Origin of the sequence: Lysinibacillus sp. FSL P4-0201, from assembly GCF_038593425.1 — a bacterium.
Classification (GTDB): Bacteria; Bacillota; Bacilli; order Bacillales_A; family Planococcaceae; genus Lysinibacillus; species Lysinibacillus capsici.
Genome location: NZ_CP151995.1, coordinates 2,448,886 through 2,467,332, shown reverse-complemented (window position 1 = coordinate 2,467,332; position 18,447 = coordinate 2,448,886). Strand labels below are relative to the sequence as shown.

18 protein-coding genes are annotated in these 18,447 nt (G+C 35.6%); 15 read left to right on the top strand and 3 right to left on the bottom strand.

Annotated elements, in window-relative coordinates:
* Positions 1-431 precede the first annotated feature (431 nt).
* The 5 genes from MKY76_RS12315 to catA all read left to right on the top strand — a co-directional run bounded on the left by MKY76_RS12315 (position 432) and on the right by catA (position 4,580).
* Positions 432-1,028 carry an SCO family protein gene (locus MKY76_RS12315; protein WP_342556610.1) on the top strand — a complete coding sequence of 199 codons (597 nt, stop codon included), beginning with the start codon at positions 432-434 and terminating at the stop codon, positions 1,026-1,028.
* Positions 1,029-1,217: 189 nt separating this feature from the next.
* Positions 1,218-1,553 carry a metalloregulator ArsR/SmtB family transcription factor gene (locus MKY76_RS12310; RefSeq protein WP_274769043.1) on the top strand — a complete coding sequence of 112 codons (336 nt, stop codon included), beginning with the start codon at positions 1,218-1,220 and terminating at the stop codon, positions 1,551-1,553.
* Positions 1,554-1,584: 31 nt separating this feature from the next.
* Positions 1,585-2,583, top strand: a complete 999-nt coding sequence (locus MKY76_RS12305; RefSeq protein WP_342556609.1) for an NADP-dependent oxidoreductase — start codon at positions 1,585-1,587, stop codon at positions 2,581-2,583.
* A gap of 354 nt (positions 2,584-2,937) precedes the next feature.
* Positions 2,938-3,480, top strand: coding sequence for a pyridoxamine 5'-phosphate oxidase family protein (locus MKY76_RS12300; RefSeq protein ID WP_342556608.1), 543 nt, complete (start codon positions 2,938-2,940; stop codon positions 3,478-3,480).
* A 449-nt stretch (positions 3,481-3,929) separates the two neighbouring features.
* Positions 3,930-4,580 carry a type A chloramphenicol O-acetyltransferase gene (gene catA, locus MKY76_RS12295; RefSeq protein ID WP_342556607.1) on the top strand — a complete coding sequence of 217 codons (651 nt, stop codon included), beginning with the start codon at positions 3,930-3,932 and terminating at the stop codon, positions 4,578-4,580.
* A gap of 292 nt (positions 4,581-4,872) precedes the next feature.
* Here the strand turns inward: catA and MKY76_RS12290 are convergent, their stop codons facing one another.
* On the bottom strand, positions 4,873-5,340 hold the full coding sequence (locus MKY76_RS12290; protein ID WP_016995423.1) for a GNAT family N-acetyltransferase: 468 nt from the start codon (positions 5,338-5,340) through the stop codon (positions 4,873-4,875).
* 395 nt (positions 5,341-5,735) lie between these two features.
* Between MKY76_RS12290 and MKY76_RS12285 the strand changes: the two genes are divergently transcribed.
* Positions 5,736-6,713 (top strand): RNA polymerase sigma factor, encoded by a 978-nt coding sequence (locus tag MKY76_RS12285; RefSeq protein WP_342556606.1) that lies wholly within the window; start codon positions 5,736-5,738, stop codon positions 6,711-6,713.
* Between the two features lie 1,165 nt (positions 6,714-7,878).
* Here the strand turns inward: MKY76_RS12285 and MKY76_RS12280 are convergent.
* Complete coding sequence (locus MKY76_RS12280) at positions 7,879-8,838, bottom strand: DUF2268 domain-containing putative Zn-dependent protease (protein ID WP_036079239.1); 960 nt, start codon at positions 8,836-8,838, stop codon at positions 7,879-7,881.
* Positions 8,839-9,144: 306 nt separating this feature from the next.
* A complete protein-coding gene (locus MKY76_RS12275; RefSeq protein WP_342556605.1) occupies positions 9,145-9,372 on the bottom strand; it encodes a hypothetical protein in 228 nt (75 codons plus the stop codon).
* A gap of 661 nt (positions 9,373-10,033) precedes the next feature.
* Here MKY76_RS12275 and MKY76_RS12270 point away from each other — a divergent pair.
* The 9 genes from MKY76_RS12270 (at position 10,034) to MKY76_RS12230 (ending at position 18,442) form a co-directional block, all read left to right on the top strand.
* Positions 10,034-11,260 (top strand): benzoate/H(+) symporter BenE family transporter, encoded by a 1,227-nt coding sequence (locus MKY76_RS12270; RefSeq protein WP_342556604.1) that lies wholly within the window; start codon positions 10,034-10,036, stop codon positions 11,258-11,260.
* A 26-nt stretch (positions 11,261-11,286) separates the two neighbouring features.
* Positions 11,287-12,576 carry a glutamate-1-semialdehyde 2,1-aminomutase gene (hemL, locus tag MKY76_RS12265; RefSeq protein ID WP_342557906.1) on the top strand — a complete coding sequence of 430 codons (1,290 nt, stop codon included), beginning with the start codon at positions 11,287-11,289 and terminating at the stop codon, positions 12,574-12,576.
* A gap of 133 nt (positions 12,577-12,709) precedes the next feature.
* Positions 12,710-14,149 (top strand): PLP-dependent aminotransferase family protein, encoded by a 1,440-nt coding sequence (locus tag MKY76_RS12260; RefSeq protein WP_048393035.1) that lies wholly within the window; start codon positions 12,710-12,712, stop codon positions 14,147-14,149.
* A 40-nt stretch (positions 14,150-14,189) separates the two neighbouring features.
* Positions 14,190-14,552 carry a hypothetical protein gene (locus MKY76_RS12255; protein WP_036079224.1) on the top strand — a complete coding sequence of 121 codons (363 nt, stop codon included), beginning with the start codon at positions 14,190-14,192 and terminating at the stop codon, positions 14,550-14,552.
* A 163-nt stretch (positions 14,553-14,715) separates the two neighbouring features.
* Positions 14,716-15,216, top strand: a complete 501-nt coding sequence (locus tag MKY76_RS12250) for a sigma-70 family RNA polymerase sigma factor (RefSeq protein ID WP_016993456.1) — start codon at positions 14,716-14,718, stop codon at positions 15,214-15,216.
* Positions 15,213-16,469 (top strand): DUF4179 domain-containing protein, encoded by a 1,257-nt coding sequence (locus MKY76_RS12245; protein WP_048393031.1) that lies wholly within the window; start codon positions 15,213-15,215, stop codon positions 16,467-16,469. The genes MKY76_RS12250 and MKY76_RS12245 overlap by 4 nt, the downstream gene beginning before the upstream one ends.
* Positions 16,470-16,747: 278 nt before the next feature.
* Entirely contained in the window at positions 16,748-17,263 is a 516-nt protein-coding gene (locus tag MKY76_RS12240) for a hypothetical protein (RefSeq protein WP_342556603.1), read from the top strand.
* 58 nt (positions 17,264-17,321) lie between these two features.
* Positions 17,322-17,618, top strand: coding sequence for a hypothetical protein (locus MKY76_RS12235; protein ID WP_048393027.1), 297 nt, complete (start codon positions 17,322-17,324; stop codon positions 17,616-17,618).
* 71 nt (positions 17,619-17,689) lie between these two features.
* Complete coding sequence (locus MKY76_RS12230; protein ID WP_342556602.1) at positions 17,690-18,442, top strand: 3-oxoacyl-ACP reductase family protein; 753 nt, start codon at positions 17,690-17,692, stop codon at positions 18,440-18,442.
* Positions 18,443-18,447 lie beyond the last annotated feature (5 nt).

The following is an 18,447-nucleotide window of genomic DNA, read 5'->3' as shown; positions in this document are numbered from 1 at the left end:
ACATAGAAATAATAAGGATTTATTAGAAAAATTCTGTTTAAAAGAGCGTGCAGTTTTCTGATGAAATAATATTGTTAAAATAGTTTGTTGTTGATAAAAATGAATGTAGGAGAAAATACAAACATAAAAGAGAATTTTCTGTATTTTATTATTCTGCTATTAAATTCCATGGGAGCTTGTTAAGTAGAAAAAATTTGTTATATAACAATTATCTGAGGTTTTGGGAAATAACGAAAATGATAAAAAAAAAGCTATGAAAAAATTTTTAAAAAGGATGTGTCATTTGGAAGAATTAGTGAGGAGGAATTCCAGAATCAGTTAATGTTCACATGTTATACAAATAGCCATCTGGGTGTAAGTCCATTATCTTGTGTTTAGCTTCTATAATGAATAAAATAAGGTGATGAAATGAAGGGAAGTGGGCACCACTAATGACAAAGAAAAGTATATTGCTAGTTTTAGTTCTAGCATTTAGTAGCATTCTAGCTGCTTGCGGTAGTTACAAGTTTGAACCAACATTAAATCTCGAGGTTCAAGATTTCACAGTAACGAATCAAAAAAATGAACAAGTGACCCTAGATGATCTTAAAGGTAAGCCTTGGCTAGCCATGTTTATTTTTACAAACTGTACGACAATCTGTCCACCCATGACATTTAATATGACAGAAGTTCAACAAGCACTACAGGATGAAGGCCTTGAAGATTATCAAATTGTGGCATTTAGCGTCGATCCAGAAGTGGATAAGCCTGATGTTTTAACAAATTACTTAAATACGTATAATGTTGTAGATGAAAGCAAATGGCAGCTACTAACTGGCTATCAACAACAATTCATTGAACAATTTGCACGTAAATCATTTAATTCATTAGTTAAAAACGATCCTAACTCAGACCAAGTCATACATATGTCGAGCTATTATTTAGTAAACGCAGACGGCACAGTTGTAAAAGACTATGATGGCGCGACAAACGTACCAGTTGAAACAATCGTTGGAGATATGAAGGCTCTTATTAAGGAGAGCAAATAACACAGAAGTCCATGTGACTTCTGTGTTTTTTTATGGAAAGAGGGGAAAGTAAGATGTACGCCTTTAAAAATCATTCGTCTCGATTTACTTTCCCAATATTGCAGCGAATACGGCAATATTATATCGTTATATGCAGCAATGGTTCATTAACTTAAACTATTCAACTGATTAGTAAGAGGAGGGATTTAAATGAATAAACAGGACCAGCTTAACTTGATTAAGGACGACTTTATAAATTCTCAAAAGGTACTATTAGCAATTGGTGATGAAACCAGACAAGCCATTCTAATGGTATTAATGGGCACAGATTGTCAAACGGGATTGCGTGTAGGTGAAATCACAGAACAAACACATCTTTCTCGACCAGCTGTGTCACATCATCTTAAAATTTTGCGAGATGCTGGTGTTATTTTAATGCGCAAAGAAGGTACAAAAAACTTTTACTATATAGATATACGGACAAAACTAGGTTCGTTAAAAAATCTTGTTTGGGATATTGAGACGTTGTTAACGGAATTTTATTGACAATATAATAGATTATCTGGAGGAAAAAACAATGAGAGCAATGGTGATCGATCAATATGGCAAAGCCCCAATGCGCTTGGCAGAAGTGCCTACACCTGAAATAAATGAATATGAGGTGCTTGCTGAAATCCATGCAGCAAGTATTAATCCAATTGATTTTAAAATCCGTGATGGGAAAGTGAAGCTGTTAATCCAATATAAAATGCCACTGATCCTTGGAAATGATTTTTCAGGGGTCGTCGTAAAGGTTGGTGAAAAAGTGACGCGATTTAAAGTAGGAGATGAAATTTATGCACGTCCAAGGAAAAGTAAAATTGGTACTTTTGCGGAATATATCTCGATTCATGAAGATGACATAGCCCTAAAACCTAAAAATTTGAGCTTTGAGGAAGCCGCATCAATCTCACTGGTTGGCTTAACGTCATACCAAGCTTTACATGACATCATGCAATTACAAAAAGGTCAAAAGATTTTAATTCATGCTGGTTCTGGTGGTGTAGGTACCTTTGCTATTCAACTAGCAAAGGTAATGGGCGCCACAGTGGCAACAACAGCTAGCGAAGCTGGTGCAAACTTAGTTACATCTTTGGGTGCAGATAAAGTGATTAATTATAAGAAAGAAAGCTTTGAAGCTATACTGAAAAATTATGATGCCGTCTTTGATACGCTTGGAGGAAAGACCTTAGAAAAATCTTTCGAGATTATCAAGAATGGTGGAAAAATTGTATCCGTATCAGGCAGGCCAAATGCTCGTTTCGCCAAAGAATATGGTTCAGGATTTTACAAAACATTGTTATTTTCAGCAGCCAGTCATAAACTGACCTCACTTGAAAAGAAATATCATGCCCAATATTCCTTCTTATTTATGAAACCAAGTGGCGAGCAATTACGCATAATCGCCGATTTAATTGAAGCTGGTAAAATCAAACCAGTCATTGAAAGAACTTTTTCATTTGAAGATGCTCAAAAGGCGATGGAATATGCGGAGTCAGGTAGAGCAAAGGGGAAGATCATCGTAAAAATGAAATAGCCTTTATGTTGTATTTTAGCAAAGTTTAAGTGAAAAGTACGTAATAACCACAAACCTCAAATAAAATAAGAGGCTTCTGCTTTTGTAGGATAGATGTAGTCCAATATTGAAATGAGCGATGGTTCACCACTTGCGTTCTTTGAAGGCAAATATAGCAAAGTTAGTCAGCCAATAAGCTTATAATTACCTATCTCCTAAAAAATAGCACCATCGTTTGAGCATTATTTGTTCGAACGGTGGTTTTGTCTTTGTTTTAAGTGGAAAATGGATTGCTTAATTGCTGTTGTTATGGACGTTTTTATTCAATCCAAAGGTTGATAAAATCACATCATACTACAAGTAGGAGTGATAACAATGGATAAGGTACGTTATAAAGTAAGAGAAGTGTTGGACAAGAACAAAATTGATGCATTTTTGCAGCAAGCTCGCATTGGGCATTTGGGTATGGTTGATGGTCATTTGCCGTATGTTGTCCCCCTTAATTTTGTGTGGACAAATGGAGTGCTTTATTTCCATGGAGCCACTGGCGGGAGACGAAATCAAGTGATGGAAGAGAATCCAGAGGTTTGCTTTACGGTTTGTGATGAATATGGAACCATTACAAATCCAGTACCTGCAAAGACGGACACGGCTTATATGAGTGTCATGCTTTTTGGCAAGGCTCAGCCTATTTTCGATTTGAATGAAGCGACACATATGTTGCAAGAAATGATAAATAAATATGTACCTGGTTACTATAATCGCCCCTTATCCCAGCAACACGTGGACAAATATCGATCAGCCATTTTCGGAGGGCCTGTTCAAGTTTACCGTATTGATCCTCAACATATTACCGCGAAAGAAAATCCAATTGCCTTAGGGGAGATGTTCAATATTGAGAAAATCCCACATACATAGTATTGGTTTTCAGAAATTAGTACATCAAATCACTGCAAGCACCGCTAACTCTAGTCAGATATGTAGCTTTGGAATAAAGATGGATTAACAAATAGCTCTAATCTTATTTAATAGCAACATCAAAAACTCCATTTTGAAAAATTGATCAAAATGGAGTTACTCTCTTTAGATAAGCATGAGATTTTTATAAAAAAGTTTGATCATTTTTCAGCTATGTTGTTCCACAATTGCGCCCTATTATTGAAGAATAAGCTATTGCATGATGTCCTCATATTGTTCAGTAGTTTTTGGATTAGCAGTAAGCTCGCTATGCAAATCTAAATTAATCGAAACCGTAATTATATGTTAAGATTGACTTATATAAAATAAAAGGAATGATCTTATGAAAAAAGCAGTCAAATTAGCTTCCTAAAATTATCTAGATTTTAAATTTTAGGAGGCTTTATAAGATGAGATTCAATAAAATTGATATTAATAATTGGGAACGAAAAGAAATTTTCAATCATTTTTTAAATCAACAAACGAGCTTTAGCATCACCAGAACTATTGATATTACCGAACTTTATAAAATTACAAAAGATAAGGGATATAAATTCTATCCTGTACTCATCTTTTTAATCACTCATGTAGCAAATTCACATAAACATTTTAGAATGAACTTTAATTCTGCTGGAGAGTTTGGATACTGGGATAAGGTAGTCCCAATGTATACTATCTTTGATAAGCAATCAGAGTTATTTTCAGCCATTTATACAAATACAGATGAAGGTTTTAAAAAGTTTTATGAGAACTATATTTCCGATACTGAGAAGTTCAATGGTAAAGGAAAGCTTTTTCCTAAAACACCGATCCCTGAAAATGTCGTCAATATTTCTATGATTCCATGGACTTCTTTTACTGGTTTTAACTTAAACGTGAATAATAGCCCAAATTATTGTTTGCCGATAATCACTGCAGGTAGGTTTATCAATAAAACTAATAATATTTATTTACCTTTATCCTTGCACGTTCATCATTCTGTCTGCGATGGTTACCATGCAGCACTATTTATGGATAGATTTCAGACTCTTGTAGAAAATAAACTAGAGTTTCTTGTATAAATTAAACACGAAACACTGACTAATTTCTTTTAGTTGGTGTTTTTTACTATCCTGCACCTAAAACAAGGTAGTATATGTGCCTTATTTTGTATTCCTTGTATCAGATTATTGTCTATATGCTTTCCTCCTATGTCCACTCAAGTTACTGAACAATTTCTTTCAAGTATGCAAAACCGCTTTTAAAGATGTTAACTAAAAAGACACAAATCCTTTTATAAGAATTGCGCCCGATTGTAGAAGGTTGTGATTCAACTAAAGCCCTCGTTACTTCAATATAACAAATTACTAAATGTCAGTTGATAGTTTTGAGCATATTTATTCCCGCTATTTCAAATCCGAGTTCCTCATATAGTTTCCTAGCCCCTTCATTACTTCCAAAAACATGAAGTTTGAAGTAATAAATTTCTTCCCGTTCTAACCACTCCTCAACATTTTTCATCACTCTAGTCCCGAAACCTTTACCTCTGTATTCTTCAAAAATAAAAATCTCATAAAGAAATGCACTTTTCTTTTCCTTTTCAACCTTTAACCAAACAAATCCAATTAACGAATCATCTTCATATATATTATATAAATGATGATTAGAGGTTTCTATTCCTTGAGGAAGTAGATTATATAACTGTTTACGTGCTTTTGAAAGCGGATCTTCGCTACTTACCTCATGGACATATTCTGATTGAACTTTGCTATATCTCTCTACCTTATCTTCTAAATAAATTGTAAATTCTTTTTCTGACATTTTCTTTAAGACAATATCCATTTTAATCTCCTATTTTGAATGACTTGTAAAAAAATTGATACACTGAACTGTTCAGTAAATTTATGTGAACTTTCTACAAATATATCTATATTTTAACATTCATACTAATTTATTTGTGTAGTATTACTCCACAATCTGGCCCTTTAATGATAACGAGCACTGATTCTTATTACAGAATCGCGCCCGATTGCTGAATATCAAGTCGGTGATTTGTCTTTTGCTTGTTAAAGTAAGCACGCCGTTAGTTAAAGAAGATTTATAATTAAAATAAGTGTTTTTGAATAGATAAGGTGCTTTCTCCATCAAATTCGAAGGCAGATGATCCATTTGAAAAAATGAACTATTTATAATGCTAAATTGTTACTTGTGTAGAAAACGGAAAAGGAGGTGGGAATATGGAACAAATTAGCGATGAAAGGGTCTTGTTTCAAACATATTATAAGGACGTCTTCAGAGCTTGCTATTACATGCTTCAAAATAAATACGATGCAGAGGACCTTTGTCAGGATGTATTTGCAAAAGCTTTGAGTGAAGATTTCCAATCTATACAAAATCAAAAATCTTGGTTACTTAGTATTTCTATGAATATGTCTCGAAATTACTTAAAGAAAATGAAAAGACTGCTATTAAAAGAAAATTTTGAATTCCTATCATTGATGCGAGTTGACAAATCCCAAAATATTGAGCGTACAATACAGCTCAATGAAAATAAAAGTGAGTTAGTCGACTTAATGAACAAATTGCCTATTCGTATACGAAAGGTAATGATATTGAAATATGTGCATGACTGTAAAGATAGAGAAATCGCTGAAATTCTAAAAATCCCTGAGGGAACGGTTAAATCGAGGCTTTTTAAAGGTAAAAAATTAACGAAAGAGTTTATCCAAATAGATGAAAATTTGTTATGTGAGCAGGAATTATCGGGAAATAATTTTAAAGATTATATTTCTTTTGAAACAATGGGGCTGATAAAGGATATTACGAATAAAGAAATTTCTCTTACTTTAAATGATGCGAAGATTTCTTATGAAGCTGGAAAGCAAGACAAAGTAGAGCTAAGAAATATTTCTGAAGTTCCAAAGACTCTAAATGCAGAATTAAACGGGTATCCAATTGATATTACCTACTATACGAAAGGTAATGATTTAATTGTTGAATCAGAAAGTAAGAACGAGCAATTTGGAGGTATTACACAAAATGTTATTTATGAGAATGGCAAAAGAATCTTTGCTGAAACTCGTTCTAATGACGGAGTGTTAAGAACACACAAACAAGTAGAAACATTTAAAAATATAAAAGAAAAAGATATTACATTAAACTTCTTCCTTTATACTGTCAATGAGGATCGAGCGAAAACTATTGTTTTACAGTAAATCGTTTGCAGTATAACTTCTTTCAGCAAATGTTTTATGTAACGTAAGTGAAACGGCAGTGACAAATGTTTTATGTAAGTCTTTTCGTAGCGACAGTACACAACTTCTTGGTGTTTTAACTGTAAGTCATCTAAAGGTAACGCTACTTGAAGGCACATGATAATAAAAGAATAATTCATTTGAGTATAAAAAAAGCGTGTTTTGATTAATTCAAAATACGCTTTACTATTTCTTTGGTTGTTGTTTTCGAAAAGATAATTGCTTTTCAACGCTTAACGCATCTAAACGAACGATTTTTGTTTGCTCTGCTTGTGTTTATGTATCGTAAGCTTTGCCTCAAAAAGCTTTCCACGACCGCTAAATACAATACATCTACATCTAATTGAGGAATTTCCTCTTTAATTTGACTGTTCAACAAACCATCAGAATAGGTGCATTTGTTGTAATCAATATTCAGCTAGGATTAACTAAAAACGAGATAAATAAAAACACCTTTCGTTATAAAAAGGTATTGAATAATCAATGAGGATGTATCTATAGGGACAAAAGTATGTTACAAACTATATGGCCCTTTCATGAAAAAAGACGCATTCTTAATTAAAGAATTGCGCCCGATTGTTGAAGATCGGTTTTTCAATTAAATGCCCTATAATTTTCTTCGTTTGTTTTTCAAATCATTTATTTTAATAACACCATAATAAACAATCCAAAATAAGAGAATTATAAATACAGAATAATTCTTTTTACTTTCAGGCAATAAAATTAAAGTTACAATATATATAAGAACACTAGGAACAAGTAATACCCAATACAATTTTCGTCTATTCATTTAAAATCACTTCTCCTCCAAGACAATCTATTGACAGTATAGTTCTCGCACAAACAACCCTAATAAAGGAATTTTAAATATATTATACCATTAACAAAAAAGCTCCCAAAGCGTCCTTTGGTGACCTAATTGTTATTCAACAATCTGGCCCTTTTCATGAAGAAAGACGCTTTCCTAATTTCAGAAAAGTGCCCGATTGTTGAAGATCGTTTTTGAACTAAAGCACCTGGTTAGTTCAATAAGAAAAAAAGAGCTGCATACGCAACTCAATTATTTTTAACTAATTCTTAATATATATTTACCCCTATAATATATGTCAATTCATTCATAGATTTGTTATTTATAGTTTTCAAGATAGTTTCCTTTTTCAAAAATTTCTTTTGCACTTAAGGCAGTCCATTCCTCTGGAGTTTTATCAGGATTTAAGTCAAGATAGGATTTAACCATCTTGTAGCCTTCACTATAGCCGTAAGATATCGGCAACCCTTTTCCGCCATTTAAAATTTCTAAACTACGATTACTGTCATAATTTTTTAAATCAGGTTTAACTTTAGACCACAAAACCTTGTTGTAAGTCAAGTAAATCGGAGTATAGTCGTAGTCAGGATATACAGATTTTTCAAACATGACCGCTTTTCCTTCAAAAACCATATTATCCAAAACAGAAAACCTGTCCCCATTGGCATGCTTTTCCGCCCAAACACTGTGATGGTATTCGTGGGCAACGATTGACTTTAAAGCATCCCCCAAACCATTTAGATTAAGTGGGATAATAATTTTGCCCGCCCCTACTGCGAATGCCCCCCTATTATTGGTAGAGGAAGGGAATACACAAACTGCTACATCACTTTGAGAGGGTAGGAGGTCAGCTGATTTCAAAAGGGATTCTTGTATAAGTTGATTGATTTCTGCTTTACGAGTCTCCATTTTTTCACTTACCACTTCTATTTCTGTTAACCCATTAGGAATCGTATTAAGAAGGTTTTCTGCCATATGAAGGTATTCTCCATTTTCAAAACAATCTTGATATATGGGTTGAATAATCTCATTATTATACAGTTCTAAGGTTTCCGAGGTTGAAAGATTCGGATTATCTTTGACCTTTTCAATATACGGATAAAACAGTTGATTGGCATAAATGATTTTGTATTTTTGTTTGGTTTGAGGGTGCTCAAATGAGAACACCATTTCTTTGTCAAGTATTTTTTGCTCTTTTTCTGTTTTTGTACAAGAAGTAAGGGTTAGACATGAAATTATTAGAATAAAAACAACAACAATTTTTAGATATTTTTTCAAAAAAATCCCCCTTATGTAAAAAAGACTATTTGTAAATAATATTACCATATTTTAGTCCCATTTCGTCTATCAATTCTTGAACTAAACTGCCCCGTTAGTTTAAGTGAAAAGCTTCAAAATCTTTTACTCAATAATTCAACAATAATGTCCAATTTTATTGAAAAGGTTTATCAATAATCTGGCCCTTTAATTAAAAAAAGCGCTGATTCTTGTTCCAGAATCGCGCCCGATTGTGGAAGATTATAAGCATAATTCTTGCTAAACTAAAGCATCCCGTTAGTTCAACAGCAAAAGTTTATTAATTCTTTATTTTCCTTTATGTAAAAACTTCAAATAAAGCAAGAAGGAAAATAACAATACTATTGCATAAAACCAAATTGAACGATACCAAGCATTTTTAAATTCCATCCAAAAACCCCTTCCACCTAGTTCTGGAGGCAAAGCTGAATAAATTGAAACTTCAATATATAGCATTAAACTGAAAAATAAGAATAAAGGAAGAAAAAATACCCACACCAAAAGATTGGATTTCATAAAAGTCCCCTTTCTATTTCACAAAACTATTAATAACAGTAGAGAATTTATAAGTTTAACGTTTGTATTTAGATGAAAGTTCCAATATAAAAAGGAGATGGTACTTCAACTAACCTGCACCATTAGTTTAAGTAATCTTCACAATCTTCGCGTCCAATAATTATTGTATTTTATTCTATTAAATGGCCCGTTTGTTGACAAAAAAATCCTGCATTTCAACACAGGATTTTTATCAAACTTAATATGAATGATCAATCTTTGTTTTTAACGATTAGTCATTTTTATAAAACTACACTATAGGGATAGTGGTTATTTTATTATACCTAATTTTATGGACTGCTCAAATTCGCAGTTTTGGATGTTTTTTATCAATCCGTATTACGTTATGCTAAGACCGTTCATTTATTAGCAAGGAGGGAGAGTGCTACTTCTGTTTAGTTCAGGTAGATTGACATTTTATTAGATAGCGGCAAGTAAAGCGTTACTTGGAATCAAGCAAATTGAAATTTTATGGAATGACACATTACATAAAGAGGGCTAATGACAATAGGAAAACGACATTCCACAAAGGAAGGAAACAGTCCTTAAAGGACGCGAATACATGCTGAATTCCTAGTATGAAGAAGTGATTAAAATAATTTGTAGAAAGGAAGGAAAGTGTATGAACTCAACATCCGTTTCACTGAATGTGCGTGATTTCCTGTCGCCCACCATCGCTGCTTTTATATCTGTCTTAGTTAACTATGGGGGCACTTTTATCTTGGTGTTTCAGGCTGCCAAGGTTGCTGGTCTAAGCCCAGAAATGACTGCCTCATGGATATGGTCGATTTCCATTGGTGTGGGGGTAACGGGTATCTGGCTAAGTTACCGATATCATGAACCCATTATTACAGCTTGGTCAACACCAGGCGTGGCGTTTCTTGTTTCGGCTTTAGCTGTTACCCCATATGCTGAAGCCATTGGAGCTTATATTATTTCTGCAATAGCATTTGTTTTGTTAGGTTTATCAGGCATGTTCGAACGTTTTGTCCAACTTATTCCTCCAGGTATTGCTTCAGGTCTACTGGCAGGTATTTTATTACAATTTGGTATTTCAGCCTTTGGTGGTGCGAAAGTGGAACCTTTACTTGTCATCGTCCTGTTTACTACGTATATCGTACTAAGAAGGTTTACATCTCGCTATGCAATTGTCGGTATTCTAGTCATTGGCTTGATTTATTTAATAAGTATGGGGCAGGTAGATTTCAGCCATATCGAGTTGGCCTTCGCGTCTCCTGTATTTGTTACGCCAACGTTTTCTCTACATGCATTATTGGGTGTCGCTTTGCCGCTTTTTATTATTACCTTAACAGGACAGTACATGCCAGGCATGTTAGTGTTGCGAAATGATGGATTTAAAACGAGTGCCAATCCGATTTTGGTTGTAACAGGATTGGGATCACTCCTGACAGCACCCTTTGGATCGCATGCTTTTAACATAGCAGCAATTACAGCAGCCATCTGTACGGGGAAGGACGCTCATGAGGATTCAAGAAAACGTTATATTGCAGGTATTGTTTGTGGCATTTTTTATATAATTGTCGGAATTTTTGGGGTAACATTGGCTGCATTGTTTTTAATTCTCCCAGCTACGTTCATTGCAACATTAGCGGGATTAGCGTTGCTAGGCACAATTGGTAGTAGCCTTGCCAATGCTTTAACAAATCCTATTGGACGCGAAACAGCACTCATTACTTTTTTGGCAACAGCCGCAAATGTTACTTTACTTGGAGTTGGCGGGGCATTTTGGGGGCTTGTAGCTGGTTTGGGCGCACATTTATTAATGAATGGTCCATTGCTCAGAAAACAGCAAAGCATAAATGAGGGACAACAAATTAGACAAAGATAATATCACTACGAAAGGTGGTTTTTAACATCGATACGACAAAATCAATAGAAGCCTTCGAAATAGCAAAAAAACTTATGCCTGGTGGGGTAAATAGCCCAGTGAGAGCATTTCAATCAGTTGGGATGGAGCCAATTTTTATGAGTCACGGGAAAGGCTCAAACATATATGATATTGATGGCAATCGCTATATAGATTATGTTCTATCTTGGGGGCCATTAATTCATGGACATGCAGATAAGGAAGTTTCAGATGCACTTCTTGAAGCCATCAAGAGGGGGACAAGTTTTGGATTGCCAACTTTACAAGAAAATAAGCTAGCAACATTAATAGCTACTCGCATACCTTCCATAGAGAAGATTCGAATGGTTAATTCGGGTACAGAAGCGACAATGAGCGCCATTAGACTAGCTAGAGGCTTTACTGGCAAAGACATGATTGTGAAATTTGATGGAAACTATCATGGGCACAGTGATCATCTATTAGTAAAGGCAGGCTCAGGAATTGCTACCTTCAGCCTTCCTGATAGTCTGGGTGTACCAAAAGAGATCACTAAGCATACAATCTCCATACCTTATAATAATATCGAAGTCCTGAAAAAGATCTTTGATAAATATGGCTCACAAATAGCAGCAGTCATCGTAGAACCGTTTGCAGGCAATATGGCGGGAATACCAGCTAACCCTGAATTTCTTCAAGCAATACGTTCTTTCACTACAAAGTATGGTGGACTATTTATACTCGATGAGGTCATGACTGGTTTTCGTATAGATTACCACTCTGCTCAAGGGCTTTATAACATAAAACCAGACTTAACATGTTTAGGAAAGATCATTGGTGGAGGGATGCCTGTTGGAGCATATGGTGGAAAAAAAGAAATCATGAATCACATTGCACCTGAAGGTAGTATTTATCAGGCTGGAACCTTATCGGGTAATCCAATCGCTATGGTAGCAGGGTATACCACAATCAATAAATTAAATCATAACAGTTATACGTATATCGAAACGTTAGCAGAGCGGCTTATTCAAGGCTTATCAAAAGTAGCTCATAACAATCATATTCCACTTAAAACAACGAAAGCTGGGACAATGATTGGCTACGCATTCATCGATCATCCCTTACAAAATTTTGATGATGCTCAAAAAATAGATGCTGAGATGTTTCGCCGTTTTTATAAAGAAATGCTTAAACAGGGTATACTTCTACCTCCTTCTCAATATGAAAGCATATTTATCTCGACTGCTCATTCCATACATGATATTGATAGAACGATTCATGCTGCGGATGTAGCCTTTAAAAGGATGTCGTGTAATTAGATGATGCAAAGTGGACTACAAACATCCTATATCTATAAAATGATCGATTTGATAGTATAATACTTATTGACTGTACAAAACTATTAATTTTCTCATATTTTAACAATCCCTATTCTAACTGGAAGTGAATTGAATGTTACAAGTTAACCGAGACGATAAAAATCCTATATGGCAACAGTTACTTGACCAAGCTATTCATCATATTACAACAGGCAAATGGCCACCAGGGGAGTTACTTCCTCCATCCCGAGAACTCGCCTTATTAGTAGGTGTTTCACGCTCAACCATACAAATTGTTTATGAGGAATTATTTAGTCGAGGGTATACTGTGACAAATTGGCGTGGAGGAACAAGAGTAAGTGAATGGGGGTTTAAAACCAACTTGGCAGAAGAGGTGATTCCTCAAGGACCATCTACGCCAACATTACCTTTATTAAACGTGGCAGTTGATGAATTAAACAGTTGGTTTAGAGGCAAAGAAAATGGAAACGTCGCAATCGATTTTTGTCCCCATGAGCCGTATTTGGACGAGCATTTCCGAAAAACTTGGCGACAATCGTTTTTACAGGCTTCAGCAGAAACAGATCTGACCAATTGGGGCTATGGCGATGCCTACGGTTTCACACCGCTCCGTGAACAGATTCAACGTTACCTGACATTTGAAAGAGGTGTACATGTAGAGATTGACCAAATCATCTTAACCTCTGGCGCACAGCATAGCATCGATCTGATTGCCCAAGCCCTTCTTAAGGAAGGAGAAACGGTTTCTGTGGAAGATCCAGGCTTTCCTGCAGCCTGGATGACCATGAAATATCGGCGTATGAATGTTGTTGCTGTACCCGTGGATGAGTATGGCGTACAAGTAGAGCAGATTGATCCACAAACCAAGCTTATTTTTGTTACACCTTCTCACCAATGTGCGGTTGGTGTCATAATGTCTGAGCCACGCAAACAACAATTGCTGCAAAAATCCGCGAAAAATCAATTCTGGATTGTAGAAGATGATTATGATGGTGAGTTCAGGTATCGAGGTGGCCCGCTTCCTACCTTGTTTAGCCAACAACCTCACAACACATTATATATGATGAGTTTTTCTAAAATGGTTGCTCCTGGCATACGAATATCGGCTGTTATCGGCCCAAAAGATGCCATTCGCCAGCTTGCGCAAGTACAACAATTAACCTATCGGCATCTTCCCATTATGGAGCAATTAACGCTTGCTCATTTTATTGAGCACGGTCATTTTATGCGTCATATGAGAAGAGCCAGAAATGTCTATCGACGTAGACATGAAGCGATGACAAAGGCAATCATGGCGACAGGACTAGCCGAGCGTTTCAAGCTAAGTGGCATTGAAACGGGTTTGCATATGCTTCTTGAGGCGGAAGAATCGTTTGATGAAGAAGCAATGACGAACCTCGCACTCGAAAATGGGATACGTGTTTATCCACTGAGCAAGTATTGCTTAGAAAATACTCGAAAAGGATGGGTACTAGGCTTTGCTAAAATTGATGAGCAAGCCATTGAGGAAGGCATTTTTCGTCTTGCAAAGATTCTCTTGCAAGAAACATAATCATTAGCTGGGCAATAAGGGAATTGGGGGTTGCGATACTATGCCATACATTCATGAGTTTGGAATCATTGCTTGTATAGAAAAAGACAAGGAATATGCTGCTTATGAACCTGAAAAATACAATTGCATCGGTGTAGATGGTGACCTCTTTGATGAACTGCTTTCTAAGGATTTTGGCAAAAAAATACATCACCTCGAAACTTTTGCACACAACACAAATAGGCCATTTAAAAGTCTCGCCTATTGGGGGATAACCTTGATACCACCAAGCTCTCATAAACAATTTTTAAATATGGTGAGTGAAGCCAATGTCGAGTACCAATCTGCAGAACTTGAAGAATTAATCAAAAAAATAGCTGAAGCAATAAAACAAGATAAATGGATGATTCATTATGGTGTTTAATGTTTACCAATACATACAGGTAAGGGGAAGAGGCGATTGTTCAATTAGAGCAATCGCTTCTTATTATTAATGGGGAGATGAATGACAGTTCCCTGAAAAGTTTCAAAAATTTTGAACGAAATGCAACAATGTTGAGTCTAATGAGAGAAGGAGGCGAAAAAGGATGAAATTTGAATTAGAGCAGCGTGCTATACGTGGAGATCAAGAAGCGATACTTTCACTGATTGAAATGGATGAGGATATTTTATATCGCATGGCCTTTACATATATGAAAAATGAGCAAGATGCTATGGACGTGATGCAGGAGCTTGTTTACAAGGCACTCAAAAAAATGCATACCGTTCAACAGCACGAATATGCCAGAACATGGCTTGTGCGCGTCTTAATCAATTGCTGTAAAGACCATTTACGAAAACGTCCGCCAACTGTTCAAATTGAGGAACACCATTTATCTGAATGGGTCATTTATTCAGATATGGAGAGATTATTGGAACATTTATCTTTGTCAGAGCAGCAAATCGTCTATATGAAGTATTTCCAGCAATTAAAAAATAAAGAAATTGCTGAGCTCAATCAAATTCCTGAGGGTACTGTGAAATCGAAGCTTCATCACATTTTAAAGAAGCTTAGAAGCTTTGCTAGAGAGAAGGAGGACTGGCTATGAGTAAACCATTAATTGACGTTCCAAAGGAGAAACTGCAACAAGTTCGCATGGACATGTTTCGAAAGGTTCAACGAGAAAAAAGAAGAAAGAAGCGCATTGTTTCGGTTGCATGCATCTCCATGCTTTGCCTAAGCCTTCTCTTTTCAATTCGCGTCTCGCCAACGATTGCTAGCCAAGTTGCCAAAATACCCGGCTTTCAAGCAATTGTCACAGCGATTGCAATAGATAAAGGAATAAAAGATATTGTAGATCATGAATACTATGAAGAAATCAATGTGACGCAATCTAGAAAAGGTCTAGCACTTACATTGCAGGGCGTGATTGCCGACAATTTAGGATTTGTCCTGTTCTATGACGCTGATGCCTCATTTGATATTTCAAAATTAAACTTAGAGAAAGTTCAATTGTTTCAAGGAGCTGAGGAGATTGAATGCGGCTGTACGTTTACCATGAATGCTAGCAATCAAACATACATCTCTTCATCCGTGAAATATAGTTTTTTAAAGCCTATCGCCTATACTTCCAAGGATTTTAAAGCAGTTTTTCACTTTCAGGATGAAGAGAAAGGTAACATTGTAATATCTTTACCGTTTTCACTGAAAAACGAGATCGCAAAGGAGAAAATTTTTACTGCAAATCGTACGATCGATGTCAATGGGCAGAAATTTACGATTACACAAATTCGCCGTTCGCCATTAAAGGTGGCACTCGATATTGAGGTAGCCAAAGATAATACAATGCAACTATTAGCGCTAGATGATGTTGCCATCATGACAGAAAGCGGTGAACGTAGAGAAAGTATTAGAAATGACATTTCAACAGACGGGAATATTCGCGATGGCAAATTTACGCTCTATTTGCAAAGTAATTATTTCGATGATCCAGCGTCATTGACGGTTATGATTGGCGCCGTTCAAGCTGTGCCAAAGGGTGAGGATTTTATCGAAGTTGATTTTGGCACAAAAGAGATAATCACGAAGCCTACTTATTTTAAGGGGGACATTTCAATAGTGCAGCAAAGTGTAGCAGTTAAGATGAAAAAAAATAATGAAGGCAAATTATTAATGCTCTCTGACGCCATAAAAGAAGATGGCACGCCATTAGAATTCAAAAGTTTGACTATTTCAAGGGACGAGCAGTATGTAGTGGAGACATCACAATTTGAAGAATATAATGGAAAAGCTAAGCTATATTTAAACTATTACCCTAATCCGATTGGTGAAAATATTGAAGTAAACATTCCATTGCAATAAAATGCAGCAGCTGTTCAAAAAGACGTACCTTTTTGAATAGCTGTTTTGCTATTTTGACTGCAAGGGTTGGGGGCTTCTTTTCTGAACAACTTGATAGATGATAGATTAAAGAGGCACTTGATTTAGTTATAACAGAGGTAACGATATGTTTAGATTCGAAGCGGTTATCTTTTCTAGAATTAGTTACATAGCTAGCTCTTTTTTCTTTTTGAACTTACAATGGTTGTAGAGCCATGATGGTATAATTTAAGTAAACTTACTTTAAACGGAGGTGGAAAATGGACTCTTTAGAATTAAACAAATCAAAATATACGGTCTCTAATATCAAAGACATTTTGCAGAATAAGCTTATTCTTGCAAAACCGTTGACTAAAGATGACATCAAAGAATTAAACCTAGTCAATCCCCCTGTATACAATAAAGAAAAGTATCTTATTCAGGAACAGTGGTTATACAGCATGAATATTGGGGAATGGGAGGATGTAGAGATTATTATCCAAGGAAATAATGAAAATCCTGAGGTGAGAATAATCGAACTAGCAGAAAGAATTTTCGATGAACTCCATTTACATATAAGCTGCGCATTGGCGTATTTACATAAGTTTTTTCCTAATCAAGAAATAAACAGTTATTATTTATCCACAATAAGCTTTGGAAATATGGCTAACTTTGATAGTTATATCTTTTCAGGCTTTAGTTTAGATTTTATTTATGAGGGTCACTTTGAGTTTCAGTATAAAGTGAAATTTAAAGAAAATGGTTGGCCTATTGGTTTTGAGGGTGGACCACTTTAATTCAAGGGGGAAGAAATAGTTATCCCATGACAAAATCGTTTTGAAAAGAGGGAGTTGAATGGAAGGTTTTTTCTTCATACTGATAGGCTTTTTAATTGTTGTTGCAAATGTGATTGGGTTTGTATTCTACAAAAAAAAGAAAAATCTATATAATGCTGCTTTTATCATTTTACTACTGGCAGGTGTATTTGGTGGACTAGGAAGTGTATTAGCACTAATTATTATTCGTGATCCCTTTGCATTATTCTATGGATTGAACATTGCCTATTATTTACTCATTAATAGTTTGATTGTATTTATTCTGGCGATTTTAGTTACGATCATAAAAAAATATACTAGTAGTAGAACCATATAATTAACTATCGTGGTGCGTGAGCATTAGTTGTTTATGAACGAATTACTATTAAAAACGTTAGGGGGGACGCTATGCATAACTTGTCAGGAAAGGTTATTCTTATCACAGGTGCAAGCTCTGGGATTGGATTTGCCACGGCTGAGCTAGTGGCAAAACACGGGGCTAAAGTAATTATCAATTATCATACAAATGTGGAAGGTGCCAACGAAGCTGTCCAACGAATTCAAGAACAAGGTGGAGACGCCATTGCTATTCAAGCTAATATTGTGAATAAAGAAGAAGTGAACGCAATGATTGAGCAGGCTATTTCTACATTCGGCACGATTGATGTTTTAGTGAATAACGCTGGAGGCGGCATCCGTCAAAGTACTTTTATGGAGATGAGTGAAGAGCTATGGGAAGAAACATTCAAGCTAAATGTCAATAGTGTGCTCTTATGCTCTCAAGCTGTATTAAGACATATGATTCCGAAGAAATGCGGAAAAATTATTAATGTCTCTTCTGCAGCTGCACGTATTGGTGGGGCAGGGGAAAGTATTCATTACGCATCTGCTAAGGGAGCTATCAATACAATGACGATTGGTATGTCCAGAGAATTAATTGAATATGGAATTATCGTGAACGGGGTAGCGCCTGGAATGGTAGAGACACCCTTTCACGATAAATTTGCTCCTGGCGACAATCGGCTTGAACGAATGGCTTCCTCTGTACCAATTAAACGAGCTGCAGCGCCTAAAGAGATAGCAGAAGTAATTGCCTTCCTTTCTTCTGATGCCTCAAATTACATCCTTGGAGAAATTATACATGTGAGTGGCGGTAGATAAATAAA